We start from the raw sequence: 16,004 nt of genomic DNA, 5'->3' as shown, positions 1-16,004 counted from the left end.
GTCGTGCACGGCTCCCGGAGCCCTGGTGCCGGTGGCCGCCGACGGCCCTCGGAGCCCTTGCGGACCCCCGGCGTCACTTCAGGGTGCCCGCCGTCAGTCCCGACTGGACCTGCCGCTGGAAGGAGAGGTAGACCACGACGACGGGAAGGATCGCGATCGTCATACCGGCGAAGATCACCGGCAGGTCGCCCGCGTATCCCTGCTGCTGGTTGAGGAGCACCAGGCCCTGGGTCAGCATCGACCGGTCCTTGTCGAAGCCGCTCTGCTGCTGCATGAGCACCAGGGGCAGGATGTACTGGTTCCACTGGCCGAGCAGGTTGAAGATGCCCACGCTGATCAGCCCCGGCTTCGCCATCGGCAGCATCACCTGGAAGAAGATCCGGCTGTGCGAGGCCCCGTCGATCACCGCCGCCTCGTGGACGGCGGTCGGCAGCGTCCGGAAGAACGCGTGCATGAAGAAGACGGTGAACGGCATCGAGTAGGCGACGTACACCAGGATCAGGCCCTGGTACGTGTTGAGCATGCCCAGCTGCTTGACCAGGAAGTACAGCGGGATCAGCCCGAGGTACACGGGGAACATCGCGCCGGCGATGAAGAAGTAGTAGATGAGCCGGTTGCCGGTGAACCTGTAGCGGGCCAGCACATAGGCGCCCATCGAGCCGAACAGCATCGTCAGCGGGACCGAGAACACCAGGACGATGACGGTGTTCAGGAAGTACGACCCGATGTGGCCCTTGGTCCAGGCCCGCCCGAAGGCGTCGAAGTTCCAGTTGGACGGCCAGGACCAGGAACTCGCGCCGATCTCGGCGTCCGTCTTGAACGCTCCGAGGAGGATCCAGATCAGCGGCAGGACGATCATCACGGCCCAGAGGACGAGGAAGCCGTGCGAGAAGACGTTGAGGATCCTGCCCTCGCCCGGGGAGTCCGCCCGGTCCCCGCTCCTCCCCGCCGCGGCCCTCCGGGGCGGGGCGGCGTCGTCCTTCGTCACGCCGGGAATCGTGGGAGTGGTTGCCATCGTGTGCTCCCCGCTCAGTACTCGATGTGCTCGCGGCGGCTGATCCGCAGCGTGACGACGGAAAGGATCAGAGTGAGGACGAGAATGACCACACCCATCGCGCAGGCGTAGCCGCTCTTGCCGAAGGCGAGGAAGTTGCGCATCAGATAGGTGGCCATGACCTCACTGCTGTGATCGGGGCCGCCGCCGAAGTTGCTGCCGGGTGTCATGACGGAGATCAGGGCGAAGCCGTCCATGGCCAGGATCGCGAGATAGACCCAGGCGGTCTGGACGGTGTCCCACAGCAGGGGGAGGGTCACCCGGAAGAAGGTCTGGACGCGGCTCGCCCCGTCCAGCAGGGCCGCCTCGTAGATGTCCTTGGGAATCGACTGCATCGCGGCCGAGAACAGCACCAGATAGAAGCCGACGCCCCACCACAGGAGCACGAAGGCGACGCACCACAGCACCAGGTTGGGGGAGTTCAGCCATTCGATGGGGTGCTCGGGATCGGAGATCCCCGCTTTGACCAGAGTGCCGTTGATCAGGCCGGCGATGTCACCGCGGTAGATGGCGCGCCACAGAATGGCCAGGATCACCACCGAGAGGACGTGCGGGAGGAAGAAGACGACCTTGTAGAAGCCCGAGCCCCTGACGCCCTGGATGCCGGCGGCACCACCCCGCCCGCCCACGTTCACCATGAAGGCGAAGAAGAGGGCGAGCAGGATGGTGGCGAGCGGCAGGGACACCAGAAGCAGGAAGTTGTTCCACAGGGCCCGCAGGAAGACGCTGTCGGAGAACAGGTCCGCGTAGTTCTGGAGCCCGACGAATTCCATGCGCGAGGACTGCCCGCGCCAGTTGGTGAAGGAGTATCCGAAGGTCTGGACGTACGGCCAGATCATGAAGACGACGTACAGTCCCAGCGGACCGATCAGGAATCCCGCGACGAACCGGTTCTTGCCCTTGTGCATGACGTGAGCCCCTGGTGTCTGCCGACCCGTTACGGACGCTTGTTGTTCTTGCTCGCCGGGTCCTTGGCCGCCTTGTCCACGGCGGCCTGAGCGCGCTTCAGCCATTCCTTCGGCTGGATCCGCTTGGCCATCAGCTCGGCGGACGCGTTGCGGATCGACTCGTCCATCTCGCTGTACCAGTTGACGTAGTAGTAGTCGAAGGTGTTGTCACCGGCCGCGGCCACCGCGTCCACGGCGGACTTGGTGCCGGGGCGCAGTTCCACACCGGTGTCGACGCCGTCCTTGACGATGGTCAGCGAGTTCGCCTGCTGCGCGAAGATCGTCGACCATTCCTTCGACAGCATCATGCGCATGAATTCCAGGCCGCCGGCCTTGTTCCTGGCCTTCTCCGGGACGATGAAGGGCTCGCCGGCGCCCGCCCTGATGGCCTCGAAGGGCAGCTTGCTGCCGGGCAGCAGCGGCATCGGGAGGAACTTCATGTCGAAGCCCTCGGGCGTCTGCTTGAGCTGCTCGTTCTCCAGCCAGGATCCGGAGGGGATGAAGACCGCCTTGCCCTTGTTCCAGGCGGTCTGGGACTCGATGTGGTCCAGGGAGTTGGTGCCCGGCATCAGCAGGCCCTTCTCGACGATCTCGTAGATCGCCTCGATGGACTCCTCGGCCGCCGCGCTCCCCGTGAACGCCTTCGGGTCGAGGTTGTCGATCGCCTTCATGGCGTCCAGACCGCCGGTCTTGGCGATCAGGTCCATGATCATGACGTTGATGTAGTACGGGTGCTTGCCCTGGTGGGCGAGGCCGCCGATGCCGTCCTTCTTGGCTTCCCTCATGATGTCGAGGAAGGCGTCCCAGGTCTTCGGCACCTCCCAGCCCTTGTCCTCGAAGAGCTTGCCGGAGTACCACACACCCCAGACGGTGTAGATGTAGTTCAGGGAGTACATCTTGCCGTCGAAGTTGCCCTTTTCCGCGGTGCCGGGAATCAGGATGTCCCGGACCTTCTTCGACGGGTCGTCGTACGCGGGGGCGTCGAGCAGCTGGTCGAGATCGGCGAGCTGTCCGTCCTTGTAGAGGGTGTCCAGTTTGATCTGCTGGGCGCCCGAGTTGTCCACGAGGTCCGGGGGATTGCCGCCGACGAAGCGGGGCTGGAGCTTGCCGGTGATCTCCTGAGTGCCGAGGTGGGAGACCTTGCCGCCCCACTTCCCCTTGTATTCCTTCTCCCACTCGATGGCGTACTGGTCGCCGAATCCGCCCTTGAAGATGACGACGTCGAGCGTGCCGTCCTTGGCGACGCCGAACGGGTTGTCCTTGCTGACCTTGCCCTTCTCGGTCGTGTCCTCGTCGCTCGCGCTGCTGGCGCAGGCCGACAGGAAGCTCATCGCCGGCACCGTGATCAGACCGAGTGCGGCCGAGCGCTTGATCAGATCGCGCCGGCCCGGACCGTGCGTGCCGTTCGGGACGTCGTTGTGGGCGGAGGTGGTTCCCATGCTCAAGTCCTCGCCTTCTCCAGGACTCAGGCGGTGTACCGGTCGCCCGTACGTAATTCGCCTGCCGGCGAAGGGCCCCGCACCGCGGTCGGTTCAAAGCTGGGGTCGTGCTGGGTCTTCCGGGCGCACGGCAGGCCGGGCGATCCTGTGAGGCTGCTGTCGGCCGTGCGGACGCCGACAGGTATAGTCCACTTTCCTTCGGCGTAGCAAGATCGAATGCAGGGTTGGTCAAGAGTCTTTCCCGAGTTGAGACCTCGTGGAAACGCGCATACCCCGCCCTCGGCCTTTCGCCGGGTTGCCCCTCAACACCCTTGACATCATTACGCACTTGGCTCCCTACTGTTGCTTGCGAAATGCGAATTGACAACGTTGTCTACGTCAGGAAGGCACCCCCGTATGCCCCGTATGCAGCACAGTTTCCGCCACAGAAGGGGCCGCGCGGCCACCCTGGCCGCGGCGGCCCTCGCGCTGGTGGTGGCGATTCCCGGACCGGCCGCCGCCCGCCCGGCCGGGGCACCAACCTCCCCGGACCGTGAGTTCTTCTCCTCCTTCGAGACAGGCGACCCGCAGCCCGACTGGCGCGACACCGTGGAGACCGGCCCGGACGGGCGAGAGCGTGCCTCGGGGGTCAACGGCGGCTACTCGAGCGGGATCCCCGGAAATGTGACCGACCGGGTGACCGACGTCCGGGCCAGCGCCGAGTACGCGGGGGCCGGCGAGGTCAAGGAGAACCTCGTCGACGGCGAGCCCACGACCAAATGGCTGGCCTTCGAACCCACGGCCTGGCTCGAGTTCGACTTCGCGGCCCCCGTCGAGGTCGTGACGTACGCGCTCACCTCGGCCAATGACGCACCGCAGCGCGACCCGGCGAACTGGACGCTCAAGGGCTCGGCGGACGGCGAGGACTGGACGACCCTGGACACCCGTGAGGGCCAGTCCTTCGGGGAGCGTTTCCTGACCAGGAGCTTCGACATCGGCGCGGGCGGCGGGGCGACCGCGTACGCGCACTACCGCCTGGAGATCACCGCAACGGCGGGCGCGGACCTGGTGCAGCTCGCCGAGGTGCAGTTCTCCGACGGCGACACCACCACCCCCGCCCCGGACGACATGCGCAGCCACGTCGACCGCGGTGCGACCGGCTCCCCCACCGCCAAGGCGAACGCCGGCTTCACCGGCAGGCGGGCCCTGCGCTACGCGGGCACCCACGAGGGGGAGGGCCGGGCGTACTCGTACAACAAGGTCTTCGACGTGAACACGGTGGTGCGGCGCGACACCGCGCTGTCGTACCGCGTGTTCCCGTCCATGCCCGAGACGGACCTGGACTATCCGGCCACCCATGTCTCGGTCGACCTGGCCTTCACCGACGGCACCTACCTGAGTGACCTGAAGGCGGTCGACCAGCACGGCGCGCCGCTCGACCCGCGCGGGCAGGCGGCCTCCAAGACGCTGTACGTCAACCAGTGGAACCACAAGGAGTCGCGGATCGGCCGGGTGGCGGCCGGGAAGACGGTCGACCGGATCCTGGTGGCCTACGACTCCCCGAAGGGCCCGGCGAGGTTCCGCGGCTGGATCGACGACATCTCCATCGCGCCCAGGGCTCCCGAGAAGCCGCTCGCGCACCTGTCGGACTACGCCGTGACCACCCGCGGCACCAACTCGAGCGGCGGCTTCTCACGCGGCAACACCTTCCCGGCCACGGCGGTCCCGCACGGCTTCAACTTCTGGACCCCGGTGACCAACGCCGGCTCCACCAGCTGGCTCTACGACTACGCGCGCGCCAACAACGACGACAACCTGCCCACGATCCAGGCGTTCAGCGCCAGTCACGAGCCGAGCCCCTGGATGGGCGACCGGCAGACCTTCCAGGTGATGCCGTCCGCCGCCTCCGGCACTCCGGACACCTCACGGGCCGGGCGCGCCCTGGCCTTCCGGCACGAGCGGGAGACCGCCCGTCCGCACTACTACGGGGTGACCTTCGAGAACGGGCTGAAGGCGGAGATGGCCCCGGCCGACCACGCCGCCGCCATGCGCTTCACCTATCCGGGCGACGACGCGAGCGTGGTCTTCGACAACGTGTCGGACACGGCGGCGGGACTGACGCTGGACCAGGACGGCAGCTCGTTCACCGGCTACTCCGACGTCAAGAGCGGCCTGTCGACGGGCGCCACCCGGCTGTTCGTGTACGGCGTTTTCGACGCCCCGGTGACCTCCGGCGACTCCACGGGGCCGAAGGGGCACCTGCGCTTCGACGCGGGCGCCGACCGCACCGTCGGGCTGCGGCTCGCGACCTCCCTCATCAGCGTGGACCAGGCGAAGGCGAACCTGGAGCGGGAGCTCCCGGCCGGCACCTCCTTCGAGCGGATCCGCGACCGGGCACGGTCGCAGTGGGACGCGCTCCTCTCCCGGGTCACGGTGGAGGGCGCCGACCACGATCAGCTCACCACGCTCTACTCCAGCCTCTACCGGCTCTACCTCTACCCCAACTCCGGTTTCGAGAAGGTCGGGGACACCTACAAGTACGCGAGCCCCTTCTCCCCGCAGACCGGGCCCGACACCCCGACGCACACCGGCGCGAAGATCGTCGACGGCAAGGTGTACGTGAACAACGGCTTCTGGGACACCTACCGGACGACCTGGCCCGCGTACTCCTTCCTCACCCCGGGGAAGGCCGGTGAGCTGGTCGACGGCTTCGTCCAGCAGTACAAGGACGGCGGCTGGATATCCCGCTGGTCCTCCCCCGGCTACGCCGACCTGATGACCGGCACGTCCTCCGACGTGGCCTTCGCGGACGCGTACGTGAAGGGTGTCGGCTTCGACGCCGAGGCGGCGTACGAGGCGGCGGTGAAGAACGCCACCGTGGTGCCGCCCTCGGCGGGCGTGGGCCGCAAGGGGATGGACACCTCCCCGTTCCTCGGGTACGCCTCCACCTCGACCCACGAGGGCCTGTCCTGGTCGCTCGAGGGCTGCCTCAACGACTACGGCATCTCCGAGATGGCGAGCGCGCTGCACAGGAAGACCGGCGAGAAGCGCTACGCCGAGGAGGCGTCCTACTTCCGCAACCGGGCGCTGAACTACGTCAGGCTCTTCGACTCGAAGGCCGGTTTCTTCCAGGGCCGTGGCCCGGGCGGCGACTGGCGGGTGAAGTCGGAGGAGTACGACCCGCGGGTGTGGGGCCACGACTACACGGAGACCAACGGCTGGGGCTACGCCTTCACCGCCCCGCAGGACTCGCGCGGCCTGGCGAATCTGTACGGCGGGCGCGGCGGCCTGGCGCAGAAGCTGGACACGTACTTCTCCACCCCGGAGACGGCCTCCCCCGAGTTCACGGGCTCGTACGGCGGCGTCATCCACGAGATGACCGAGGCCCGTGACGTGCGGATGGGCATGTACGGCCACAGCAACCAGGTGGCGCACCACGTGACGTACATGTACAACGCGGCCGGGCAGCCGTGGAAGACGCAGGAGAAGGTCCGCGAGGTGCTGGGTCGGCTCTACACGGGCAGCGAGATCGGGCAGGGCTACCACGGCGACGAGGACAACGGCGAGCAGTCCGCCTGGTACCTCTTCTCGGCACTCGGCTTCTACCCGCTGGTGATGGGCAGCGGGGAGTACGCCATCGGCTCGCCGCTGTTCACCAGGGCGACGGTGCGCATGGACAACGGCCGCACGCTGGTGGTGAAGGCCCCGAAGAACAGCGACCGCGACGTCTACGTCCAGGGGCTGAGGGTGAACGGCAAGCGCTGGACGTCGACGGCGCTCCCCCACTCGGTGGTCGCGAAGGGCGGCACGCTGGAGTTCGACATGGGCTCCAGGCCGTCCGCGTGGGGCACCGGCAAGAAGGCCGGCCCCGTCTCCATCACCGGGGACGACAGCCCGGCGGTGCCGCTCGGCGACGCGACGGCCGGCGACGGGCCGCTGTCCGACAACACCTCGGCGACGGACGCGGTGGTGGAGACGGCCGTGGACCTGCCGGTGTCCGGGGCGGCCCGGGCCGTGCAGTACACCCTGACCTCGTCGGACCGTACGAAGGCCCCGGCGGGCTGGGTGCTCCAGGGCTCGGCGGACGGCACCCGGTGGACCGACCTGGACCGGCGCGAGGGCCAGTCCTTCACCTGGGACAGGCAGACCCGGGTGTTCACGGTGGCCCGTCCGGGTTCCTACCCGAAGTACCGCCTGGTGCCGTCCGGTTCCGGCGGCACGCTGGCGGAGGTGGAGCTCCTGTCCCGGCCCTGACCGGCGCGTCCTGGCACCGGGGGTCCCCCTGGTCGTGGTCGCTTACGCGGACGGGCCGCACCTCCGTCGCCGGAGGTGCGGCCCGTCGGCCGTACTGGTGGGCCTACTTGCGGATCAGGCTGCGCAGCACGTACTGCATGATGCCGCCGTTGCGGTAGTAGTCCGCCTCACCGGGGGTGTCGATGCGGACGACCGCGTCGAACTCGACGCCCGTGTCGGTGGTGACCTTGACCGTGCGCGGGGTGGTGCCCTCGTTGAGCTCGGTCACGCCGGTGATGGAGAACGCCTCCTCGCCGGTCAGGCCCAGCGACTCGGCACTGGCACCCTCGGGGAACTGCAGCGGCAGGACGCCCATGCCGATGAGGTTCGAGCGGTGGATGCGCTCGTAGGACTCGGCGACGACGGCCTTGACGCCGAGCAGCGCGGTGCCCTTCGCCGCCCAGTCGCGGGAGGAGCCGGAGCCGTACTCCTTGCCCGCCAGGACGACCAGCGGGATGCCGGCGGCCTGGTAGTTCTGCGAGGCGTCGTAGATGAAGGAGACCGGGCCGCCCTCCTGCGTGAAGTCACGCGTGAAGCCGCCCTCGGTGCCCGGCGCGATCTGGTTGCGCAGGCGGATGTTGGCGAAGGTGCCGCGGATCATGACCTCGTGGTTGCCGCGGCGCGAGCCGTAGCTGTTGAAGTCGCGGCGCTCGACGCCGTGCTCGGTGAGGTACTTGCCGGCCGGGGTGTCGGCCTTGATGGCACCGGCCGGGGAGATGTGGTCGGTGGTGACCGAGTCGCCGAGCTTGGCGAGGACGCGGGCGCCGGTGATGTCGGCGACCGGGGTGGTCTCCATCGTCATGCCCTCGAAGTACGGGGGCTTGCGCACGTAGGTGGACTGCGGGTCCCACTCGAAGGTGTCGCCGGTGGGGATCGGCAGCGCCTGCCACTGCGCGTCGCCCGCGAACACGTCCGCGTAGGAGGCGGAGAACATGTCCTGGCCGATCGCGGAGGCGACGACCTCGTTGACCTCCTGCTCGGAGGGCCAGATGTCCGCCAGGTGGACCGGCTTGCCGTCCTGGTCCGTGCCCAGCGCGTCCTTGGTGATGTCCACCTTCATGGAGCCCGCGATGGCGTACGCGACGACCAGCGGCGGGGAGGCCAGGTAGTTCATCTTGACGTCGGGGTTGATCCGGCCCTCGAAGTTGCGGTTGCCGGAGAGCACCGAGGTGACGGCGAGGTCGTGCTCGTTGACGGCCTTGGAGACCTCTTCGTCGAGCGGACCGGAGTTGCCGATGCAGGTGGTGCAGCCGTAGCCGACGAGGTTGAAGCCCATCTTGTCGAGGTACGGCGTCAGGCCCGCGCGGTCGAAGTAGTCCGTGACGACCTTGGAGCCCGGGGCCAGCGTGGTCTTGACCCACGGCTTGCGGGTCAGGCCCTTCTCGACCGCCTTCTTGGCCACCAGCGCGGCGGCGACCATGACGTACGGGTTCGAGGTGTTGGTGCAGGAGGTGATGGCCGCGACCGTCACCGCGCCGTGGTCGATCTCGTAGGTCGAGCCGTCGGGGGTGGTGACCAGGGTCGGCTTCGACGGGGCGCCGTTCGGGGCGACCGCCGGGGAGTCGGAGGCCGGGAAGGACTCCTTGCCCGCCTCGTCGACGTCGTCGACGTAGTTGCGTACGTCCTGCTTGAACTGCTCGGCGGCGTTCGCGAGGACGATGCGGTCCTGCGGGCGCTTCGGGCCGGCGATCGAGGGGACGACGGTGGAGAGGTCGAGCTCCAGCTTCTCGGAGAAGTCGGGCTCGGCGGCCGGGTCGAGCCAGAGGCCCTGCTCCTTGGCGTAGGCCTCGACGAGCGCGACCTGCTGCTCGGAGCGGCCGGTCAGGCGCAGGTAGTTCAGGGTCTCGTCGTCGATCGGGAAGATCGCGGCGGTGGAGCCGAACTCCGGCGACATGTTGCCGATGGTGGCGCGGTTGGCGAGCGAGGTGGCGGCGACGCCCTCGCCGTAGAACTCGACGAACTTGCCGACGACGCCGTGCTTGCGGAGCATCTCGGTGATGGTCAGCACGAGGTCGGTGGCGGTGGTGCCGGTGGGCAGCTCGCCGGTCAGCTTGAAGCCGACGACGCGCGGGATCAGCATGGAGACCGGCTGGCCGAGCATCGCGGCCTCGGCCTCGATGCCGCCGACGCCCCAGCCCAGCACGCCCAGGCCGTTGACCATGGTGGTGTGCGAGTCGGTGCCGACGAGGGTGTCGGGGTACGCCTGGCCGCCCCGGACCATGACGGTGCGGGCCAGGTGCTCGATGTTCACCTGGTGGACGATGCCGGTGCCGGGCGGGACGACCTTGAACTCGTCGAAGGCGGTCTGGCCCCAGCGCAGGAACTGGTAGCGCTCGCGGTTGCGGCCGTACTCCAGCTCCACGTTCTGCGCGAAGGACTCCGGGGTGCCGAACTTGTCGGCGATGACGGAGTGGTCGATGACCAGCTCGGCCGGGGCGAGCGGGTTGATCTTCGACGCGTCGCCGCCGAGCTCCTTCACGGCCTCGCGCATGGTGGCGAGGTCCACGACACAGGGCACACCGGTGAAGTCCTGCATGATCACGCGGGCCGGCGTGAACTGGATCTCCTGGCTCGGCTGCGCCTGCGAGTCCCAGCCGCCGAGGGCCCGGATGTGGTCGGCGGTGATGTTCGCGCCGTCCTCGGTGCGGAGCAGGTTCTCCAGCAGGACCTTAAGGCTGTAGGGGAGGCGCGCGGAGCCCTCGACCTTGTCCAGCCGGAAAATCTCGTACGACTCGTCGCCCACGCGCAGCGTGCTGCGGGCGTCGAAGCTGTTCGCCGACACGACAGTCTCCTTCATCAATGGTGCGCGTTGCTACGCATCCTGCCGCCACGGCCCCGCGGCCGATCCGCTAAGGTAAGACTTAGTTAGGCAACCCTTACTGGTTGCTCTCGCCAAGCCCCACCGGGTGGCGGCTCCGGTGCGCCCTTCGGCAGATATCTCGATGTCGAGATAACCCTAGTACACAGTCACGCCTCGGTCATGTCCGGCCCCGGCGCGACCACGAGTACCCAGACGGCCCCGGCCCATGGCCGGCGACCCCCTCTCCCGCACCCGGCACCGCACCGGCCAGGCATGATGCCGCGAGACGGCGCAGGCCCGGGTTCCTGACGCCCTGCCACATCAACAACTTCACGCCGTCATCTCATATCTGAGATAGCCTGCCCCCATGGCAGACGACTACCTCGAACGCATCGGCAAGCTCATCCGTGACGCCCGCCAGCACCGTGGCTGGACTCAGGCACAGCTGGCCGAAGCGCTCGGCACCAGCCAGAGCGCCGTCAATCGCGTCGAGCGAGGCAACCAGAACATCAGCCTTGAGATGATCGCCCGCATCGGTGAGGCGCTGGACAGCGAAATCGTCTCCCTGGGCTACGCCGGTCCGATGCATCTGCGGGTGGTCGGCGGCCGGCGGCTCTCCGGGGCCATCGACGTCAAGACGAGCAAGAACGCCTGCGTGGCCCTGCTGTGCGCCTCCCTGCTCAACAAGGGACGCACGGTGCTGAGGCGGGTGGCGAGGATCGAGGAGGTCTACCGCCTCCTCGAGGTGCTGAACTCCATCGGCGTCCGCACCCGCTGGATCAACAGCGGCGTCGACCTGGAGATCGTGCCGCCCGCCGAACCGGTCCTGGAGGCGATCGACGCGGACGCGGCGCGCCGCACCCGGTCGATCATCATGTTCCTGGGGCCGCTGCTGCACCGCCTGGACGCCTTCAAGCTGCCGTATGCCGGGGGCTGCGACCTCGGGACGCGGACCATCGAGCCGCACATGATCGCGCTGCGCCGCTTCGGCCTGGACATCACCGCCACCGAGGGCCTCTACCACGCACGTGTGGACCGCTCCGTGGTGCCGGCCCGTCCCATCGTGCTGACCGAGCGCGGCGACACGGTCACCGAGAACGCGCTGCTCGCCGCCGCCCGCCACGACGGCACGACGGTGATCCGCAACGCCTCCTCCAACTACATGGTCCAGGACCTCTGCTTCTTCCTGGAGGAGCTGGGGGTCCGGGTCGACGGCATCGGCACCACCACCCTCACCGTCCACGGCGTGCCGACCATCGACACCGACGTGGACTACTCGCCGTCCGAGGACCCGGTGGAGGCGATGAGCCTGCTGGCGGCCGCCGTCGTCACCGAGTCGGAACTCACCATCCGGCGCGTGCCCATCGAGTTCCTGGAGATCGAGCTCGCGGTGCTGGAGGAGATGGGCCTCGACCACGACCGCACGGCCGAGTACCCGGCCGACAACGGCCGCACCCGGCTCATCGACCTCACCGTGCGGCCCTCCAAGCTGGAGGCGCCCATCGACAAGATCCACCCGATGCCGTTCCCCGGCCTGAACATCGACAACGTCCCGTTCTTCGCGGCCATCGCCGCCGCGGCGCAGGGCCAGACCCTGATCCACGACTGGGTCTACGACAACCGCGCCATCTACCTGACGGACCTGAACCGCCTCGGCGGCCGGCTCCAGCTCCTCGACCCCCACCGCGTCCTCGTCGAGGGCCCGACCCGCTGGCGCGCCGCCGAGATGATGTGCCCCCCGGCGCTGCGCCCGGCGGTGGTCGTCCTGCTCGCGATGATGGCCGCCGAGGGCACGTCGGTGCTGCGCAACGTGTACGTCATCAACCGGGGCTACGAGGAGCTCGCGGAGCGGCTGAACTCGGTGGGGGCGCAGATCGAGATCTTCCGCGACATCTGAGTGTCTACGGCCGCCGCCGGGAGGCGCAGAGCGCGACGCCGAGCGCCCCTGACACCTCGCCGCCCGCGCCGCGGGTCCGCAGCAGGCGTACGGCGACCCCCACCACCTCATCGTCGGGGATGTAGCCGAAGTGGCGGGAGTCGACGCTGTGGTCACTGTTGTCGCCGAGTACGAGCAGACGGCCCGACGGCACCACGGTCCCGAGGGGACAGCCGAGGCAAGCGGTGAGAGCTGCCGGCACGGGGTCACCGGGGACCGCGGCGACGCGCTTGATGAGTAGGCCGGGTGCGGACTTGGACGCCCGCCGCAGCACCAGCACGTCCTCGCCGTCACCGGGGCGCTCGGCATCGACGGCCGGGCCGTCGGGGCCGGGACTCGGCGGGCGCAGCACGACCACGCTTCCCGGGGCCAGGACCCGCGGCCTCCGGCGGACCAGGACCCGATCACCGTCGTGAAGGACTGGTTCCATGCTGGAGCCGGTCACGGTGACGGCGAGAAGACGGGTGCGCAGGAGCCGGCGCAGCAGCCGTGTGACAGGAGTCATGAGGCCTTCTCCCCCGTGGTCGGGGCGTTCCGCCCCGGCGTCTCGTAACCGCTGGCCTGGAGCCGGAACAGCCGTGCGTAGGCTCCGCCGCGATGGAGGAGGTCGTGGTGGCGGCCCGTCTCCGTGATCCGGCCGTCCTCCAGTACGGCGACGACGTCCGCGTCGCGCAGGGTGCTCAGACGGTGCGAGATCAGCAGTCCGGTGCGGCCGGCCCGGTGCTGCCCCAGCCGCTGGTGCACGGCGAACTCGGCTTCCGGGTCGAGGCCGGAGCTGGGTTCGTCGAGGATCAGCAGGTCGGCGTCCGAGCGGACCAGCGAGCGGGCGAGGGCGAGACGCTGCCATTGGCCGCCGGAAAGCACGAGTCCGGTTCCGGCGTCCTGCTTGTCCTGCTCGCTGAAGAAGATGCGGCTGAGCAGGGTGTCGTATCTCTGCGGCAGGGAGGCGAGCTTGCCATGCACCCCGGCGAGTCGTGCGGCGCCCTCCACCCTGGAGGAGTCCGAGAGCACCGCAAGGTCGCCGAGCGCGATGTTCTCCCGGGCCGTCAGGTCGTACTCCATGTAGTCCTGGAACGTGGCCCCGATCCGACGGCGCAGCTCGCGTGGACACAGCTCGCGCAGATCGACCCCGTCCCACAGGATCCGGCCGCGTGTCGGGTCGTAGAACCGGCACAGCAGCTTCACCAGCGTGGACTTGCCGGCACCGTTGAGACCGACGAGGCCCACCGCCTGTCGCGCGGGGATCACCAAGTTGACGCCGCGCAGTACCCACGGCTGTCCGTCGCCGTAGCGGAACCAGACGTCGCGCAGCTCTACCGCGTGTCGCAGTGGAGGGACCGTCCGGGGCGAGGCGGGAACGGGGAGGTCGGGGGCGGCTTCGGTGACGGCTGTGAAGTGCCGGAACATCAGCAGGGCCTGGTGGGCACGTGCGACGTCGAGGGCCACGCCGCCCAGGGCACCCTGCACGGCGGGCAGCGCGGCGGCCAGGATCGTAACGTCCCCGATGGTGATACGACCGGCGCGGGCCGCCGCGACCGCCCACAGCAGCCCGGCGCCGGCCACCGTGGTGGACAGCAGGGCGAGGCCCGCCTGGACGAGGAGTTCCTGCCGGTCCAGCCGCTGTTTGGCCGAGTCGGCCGTGCGCCGTTCGGCGATCATCCGGTCGCGCAGGAAGCGGCCGACGCCGAAGAGCCGTATCTCCTTCGCTGCCTGAACGTTCGTCAGGAGTGCGCTGTAGAAGAGTTCTCGGCGCTCCACCGGCCCCACGGTCCAGGACACGGCGGCCCGGCGGCGGCCGAGCATGACCTCGGCGCACAGTACAGGCACCCCGGAGACCAGGACGGCAACCGCCATCCAGGGGCCGAGCAGTGTCAGAGCCCCGAGGAACCCGGTGAGGGTGACCGCGCCCCCGACGATTCCGATAGCGCTGTCGGCCGCGTCGACGGGGGCGGAGCCGCCGGATTGCTGGGCGATCCGGAGCCGGTCCAGGAAGCGGGGATCCTCGAAGCGGGTCAGACCGGTGAACCGGTCGACGGCGCTGTGCAGTTCGACCTGTGCGTGCAGCCCGACCGCGCGGCGCAGCAAGGCCCGTACGTACTGGAGCGTCTGCGGGACGACCGCGACGGCCACGCCGCAGCCGACCAGCAGCACGGTGAGGGTGACGAGGTCGCCAGAGCCCGCGACGAGCCGGTCCAGCACCGCTTTGAGGAGCCATGCCGAGGCCACGGGCGTCGCCGCCGCGGCGATGCTGAGCAGTACACACAGGACGAGCGCGGCCGGCGCGGCTCGGAACACCAGAGCGAAAGCGGTGCGCAATGTGCGCAGGGATGCGGGTTCGGTGCCGCGCTCCCGTCCGGCCGGTTCGACGCCGCCGGGACCGTCGGGTCGCTCCGGTCCAGGAGCGCGGTTCCACGCGGTCTCGCTCATGCCGTCGCCCGGGAGGCGGTGCGGGGCCACGTGTCGGTCTCCGTCACGGTGAGCCGCCCGTCGGAGTCGCGGGAGACACGGGCGCAGGTGGGGAACGCCCGTATGGCAAAGGCGGTGGCCACAGGCCCGTCGTCGGGCTCTTGGACGACGAGGGCCACGGCTTCCAGGGCGGCCACCATCGGGGCCGAGGCAGCGGGATCCCCGACGACGACGGCGAGTACGCGACCCCGCTCCTCCGGCCGTTGCGCGAGCGCGGCGGCAAAACCGGGCAACTTCTCGTTGCAGGGCTTGCACGTCGGGGAGAAGAACGCGACGAGGGTCCCGTCGGCCAGGTCCTCGTGCGTGACCGGGCCGGCACCGTTGGGCCGCGCGCCGAAGGCGCCGACGATCGCGCCGGGCGGCAGGATGGCGTGGTCCGGTGCCCCGCGACCGGGTCCGTCGAGCTGGGCCAGCCGCTCGGAGTGCTCGCGCAGCCGCCGGACGATGCCGAGCGCGAAGACGAGGTTGAGCAGACACAGCAGGAAGACGGCGGCGACAGCCGCGACGAGGTTGCTCATACGAGGTGTTCCCTTCGGTCCAGCGGCCGGAACAGGGCTACGAGGTCGTCGAGCGCCACGGCGAGCAGGCCGATGACGCTGCCCGCGGCGAACGCCACCGCCGCCGGGACCGGCGCGGGGTGCCCGGGCCCCGCGAGCGCCGTGGCGGTGAGACCGGCTCCCGCTACGGCGAGCAGCACCAGGTTGCGTACGAGATGTACAGGGCCCAGGGGAGCGGAGGTGCGCCCGAAGCAGCGGCACGGGGCACCGCGTGGGGTGCGCAGCGCGGCGGCGGCGACCAGGGCGAAGGCCGCCAGCAGCACGGCGGCGAGGGCGAGACCGGCCGGGGCGGCTCCTGGCAGGAGGAGGATGGTGGCGACCGTCACCTCCGCGGCCACGACAAGCGCCGCCACGACAGGTGCGGCGGAGGAACGGCCCCGCCCCACGAGGATCGGCGCGTATGCCCTCACCGCCTCGGTGAACTCGCCGAACGCGTGCCTGCCGCGTGTCTTCCCACGGGCGGAGAGGACGAACACCCACAGCAGACAGCCTCTGCTCGCCCACTCGACGACGTCCGTGGTGTCCATACGTCA

At 69.3% G+C, this 16,004-nt stretch carries 10 protein-coding genes; 2 read left to right on the top strand and 8 right to left on the bottom strand.

Going from position 1 to position 16,004, the window contains the following annotated elements; translation table 11 throughout:
* Positions 1–73 precede the first annotated feature (73 nt).
* From GUY61_RS02960 to ngcE, 3 genes are read right to left on the bottom strand one after another with little or no spacing between them, the layout of a single operon-like run.
* Positions 74–1,015 (bottom strand): carbohydrate ABC transporter permease, encoded by a 942-nt coding sequence (locus tag GUY61_RS02960; RefSeq protein WP_166628444.1) that lies wholly within the window; start codon positions 1,013–1,015, stop codon positions 74–76.
* A gap of 14 nt (positions 1,016–1,029) precedes the next feature.
* Entirely contained in the window at positions 1,030–1,962 is a 933-nt protein-coding gene (locus GUY61_RS02955) for a carbohydrate ABC transporter permease (RefSeq protein WP_166628443.1), read from the bottom strand.
* 29 nt (positions 1,963–1,991) lie between these two features.
* Positions 1,992–3,440 (bottom strand): N-acetylglucosamine/diacetylchitobiose ABC transporter substrate-binding protein, encoded by a 1,449-nt coding sequence (gene ngcE / locus GUY61_RS02950; RefSeq protein ID WP_166628442.1) that lies wholly within the window; start codon positions 3,438–3,440, stop codon positions 1,992–1,994.
* Positions 3,441–3,845: 405 nt separating this feature from the next.
* On the opposite strand from ngcE, the gene GUY61_RS02945 reads away from it, so the two are divergent.
* Positions 3,846–7,673, top strand: coding sequence for a GH92 family glycosyl hydrolase (locus tag GUY61_RS02945; protein WP_166628455.1), 3,828 nt, complete (start codon positions 3,846–3,848; stop codon positions 7,671–7,673).
* Between the two features lie 103 nt (positions 7,674–7,776).
* On the opposite strand, the gene acnA is transcribed toward GUY61_RS02945, so the two are convergent.
* A complete protein-coding gene (gene acnA, locus GUY61_RS02940; RefSeq protein ID WP_166628441.1) occupies positions 7,777–10,494 on the bottom strand; it encodes an aconitate hydratase AcnA in 2,718 nt (905 codons plus the stop codon).
* A gap of 385 nt (positions 10,495–10,879) precedes the next feature.
* Here acnA and GUY61_RS02935 point away from each other — a divergent pair, with 385 nt between their 5' ends.
* A complete protein-coding gene (locus GUY61_RS02935; RefSeq protein WP_166628440.1) occupies positions 10,880–12,409 on the top strand; it encodes a UDP-N-acetylglucosamine 1-carboxyvinyltransferase in 1,530 nt (509 codons plus the stop codon).
* Positions 12,410–12,413: 4 nt separating this feature from the next.
* Here the strand turns inward: GUY61_RS02935 and GUY61_RS02930 are convergent, their stop codons facing one another.
* The 4 genes from GUY61_RS02930 to GUY61_RS02915 are packed head-to-tail and all read right to left on the bottom strand — an operon-like array spanning position 12,414 to position 15,998.
* Positions 12,414–12,953 carry a S26 family signal peptidase gene (locus GUY61_RS02930; protein ID WP_166628439.1) on the bottom strand — a complete coding sequence of 180 codons (540 nt, stop codon included), beginning with the start codon at positions 12,951–12,953 and terminating at the stop codon, positions 12,414–12,416.
* A complete protein-coding gene (locus GUY61_RS02925; protein ID WP_166628438.1) occupies positions 12,950–14,875 on the bottom strand; it encodes an ABC transporter ATP-binding protein in 1,926 nt (641 codons plus the stop codon). The genes GUY61_RS02930 and GUY61_RS02925 overlap by 4 nt, the downstream gene beginning before the upstream one ends.
* Positions 14,872–15,432 carry a redoxin domain-containing protein gene (locus GUY61_RS02920; RefSeq protein ID WP_166628437.1) on the bottom strand — a complete coding sequence of 187 codons (561 nt, stop codon included), beginning with the start codon at positions 15,430–15,432 and terminating at the stop codon, positions 14,872–14,874. The genes GUY61_RS02925 and GUY61_RS02920 overlap by 4 nt, the downstream gene beginning before the upstream one ends.
* Positions 15,429–15,998 carry a MauE/DoxX family redox-associated membrane protein gene (locus GUY61_RS02915; RefSeq protein WP_166628436.1) on the bottom strand — a complete coding sequence of 190 codons (570 nt, stop codon included), beginning with the start codon at positions 15,996–15,998 and terminating at the stop codon, positions 15,429–15,431. The genes GUY61_RS02920 and GUY61_RS02915 overlap by 4 nt, the downstream gene beginning before the upstream one ends.
* Positions 15,999–16,004 lie beyond the last annotated feature (6 nt).

Source organism: Streptomyces sp. GC420 (genome assembly GCF_009916105.1).
Taxonomy (GTDB): domain Bacteria; phylum Actinomycetota; class Actinomycetes; order Streptomycetales; family Streptomycetaceae; genus Streptomyces.
The sequence above is the reverse complement of the archived record's forward strand: the minus strand, read 5'-3'. Positions and strand labels throughout refer to the sequence as shown.

Coding starts and splice junctions, on each gene's coding strand:
- GUY61_RS02960 (WP_166628444.1), bottom strand. CDS start 1,015: ATGGCAACCACTCCCACGATTCCCGGCGTGACGAAGGACGACGCCGCC.
- GUY61_RS02955 (WP_166628443.1), bottom strand. CDS start 1,962: ATGCACAAGGGCAAGAACCGGTTCGTCGCGGGATTCCTGATCGGTCCG.
- ngcE (WP_166628442.1), bottom strand. CDS start 3,440: ATGGGAACCACCTCCGCCCACAACGACGTCCCGAACGGCACGCACGGT.
- GUY61_RS02945 (WP_166628455.1), top strand. CDS start 3,846: ATGCAGCACAGTTTCCGCCACAGAAGGGGCCGCGCGGCCACCCTGGCC.
- GUY61_RS02935 (WP_166628440.1), top strand. CDS start 10,880: ATGGCAGACGACTACCTCGAACGCATCGGCAAGCTCATCCGTGACGCC.
- GUY61_RS02930 (WP_166628439.1), bottom strand. CDS start 12,953: ATGACTCCTGTCACACGGCTGCTGCGCCGGCTCCTGCGCACCCGTCTT.
- GUY61_RS02925 (WP_166628438.1), bottom strand. CDS start 14,875: ATGAGCGAGACCGCGTGGAACCGCGCTCCTGGACCGGAGCGACCCGAC.
- GUY61_RS02920 (WP_166628437.1), bottom strand. CDS start 15,432: ATGAGCAACCTCGTCGCGGCTGTCGCCGCCGTCTTCCTGCTGTGTCTG.
- GUY61_RS02915 (WP_166628436.1), bottom strand. CDS start 15,998: ATGGACACCACGGACGTCGTCGAGTGGGCGAGCAGAGGCTGTCTGCTG.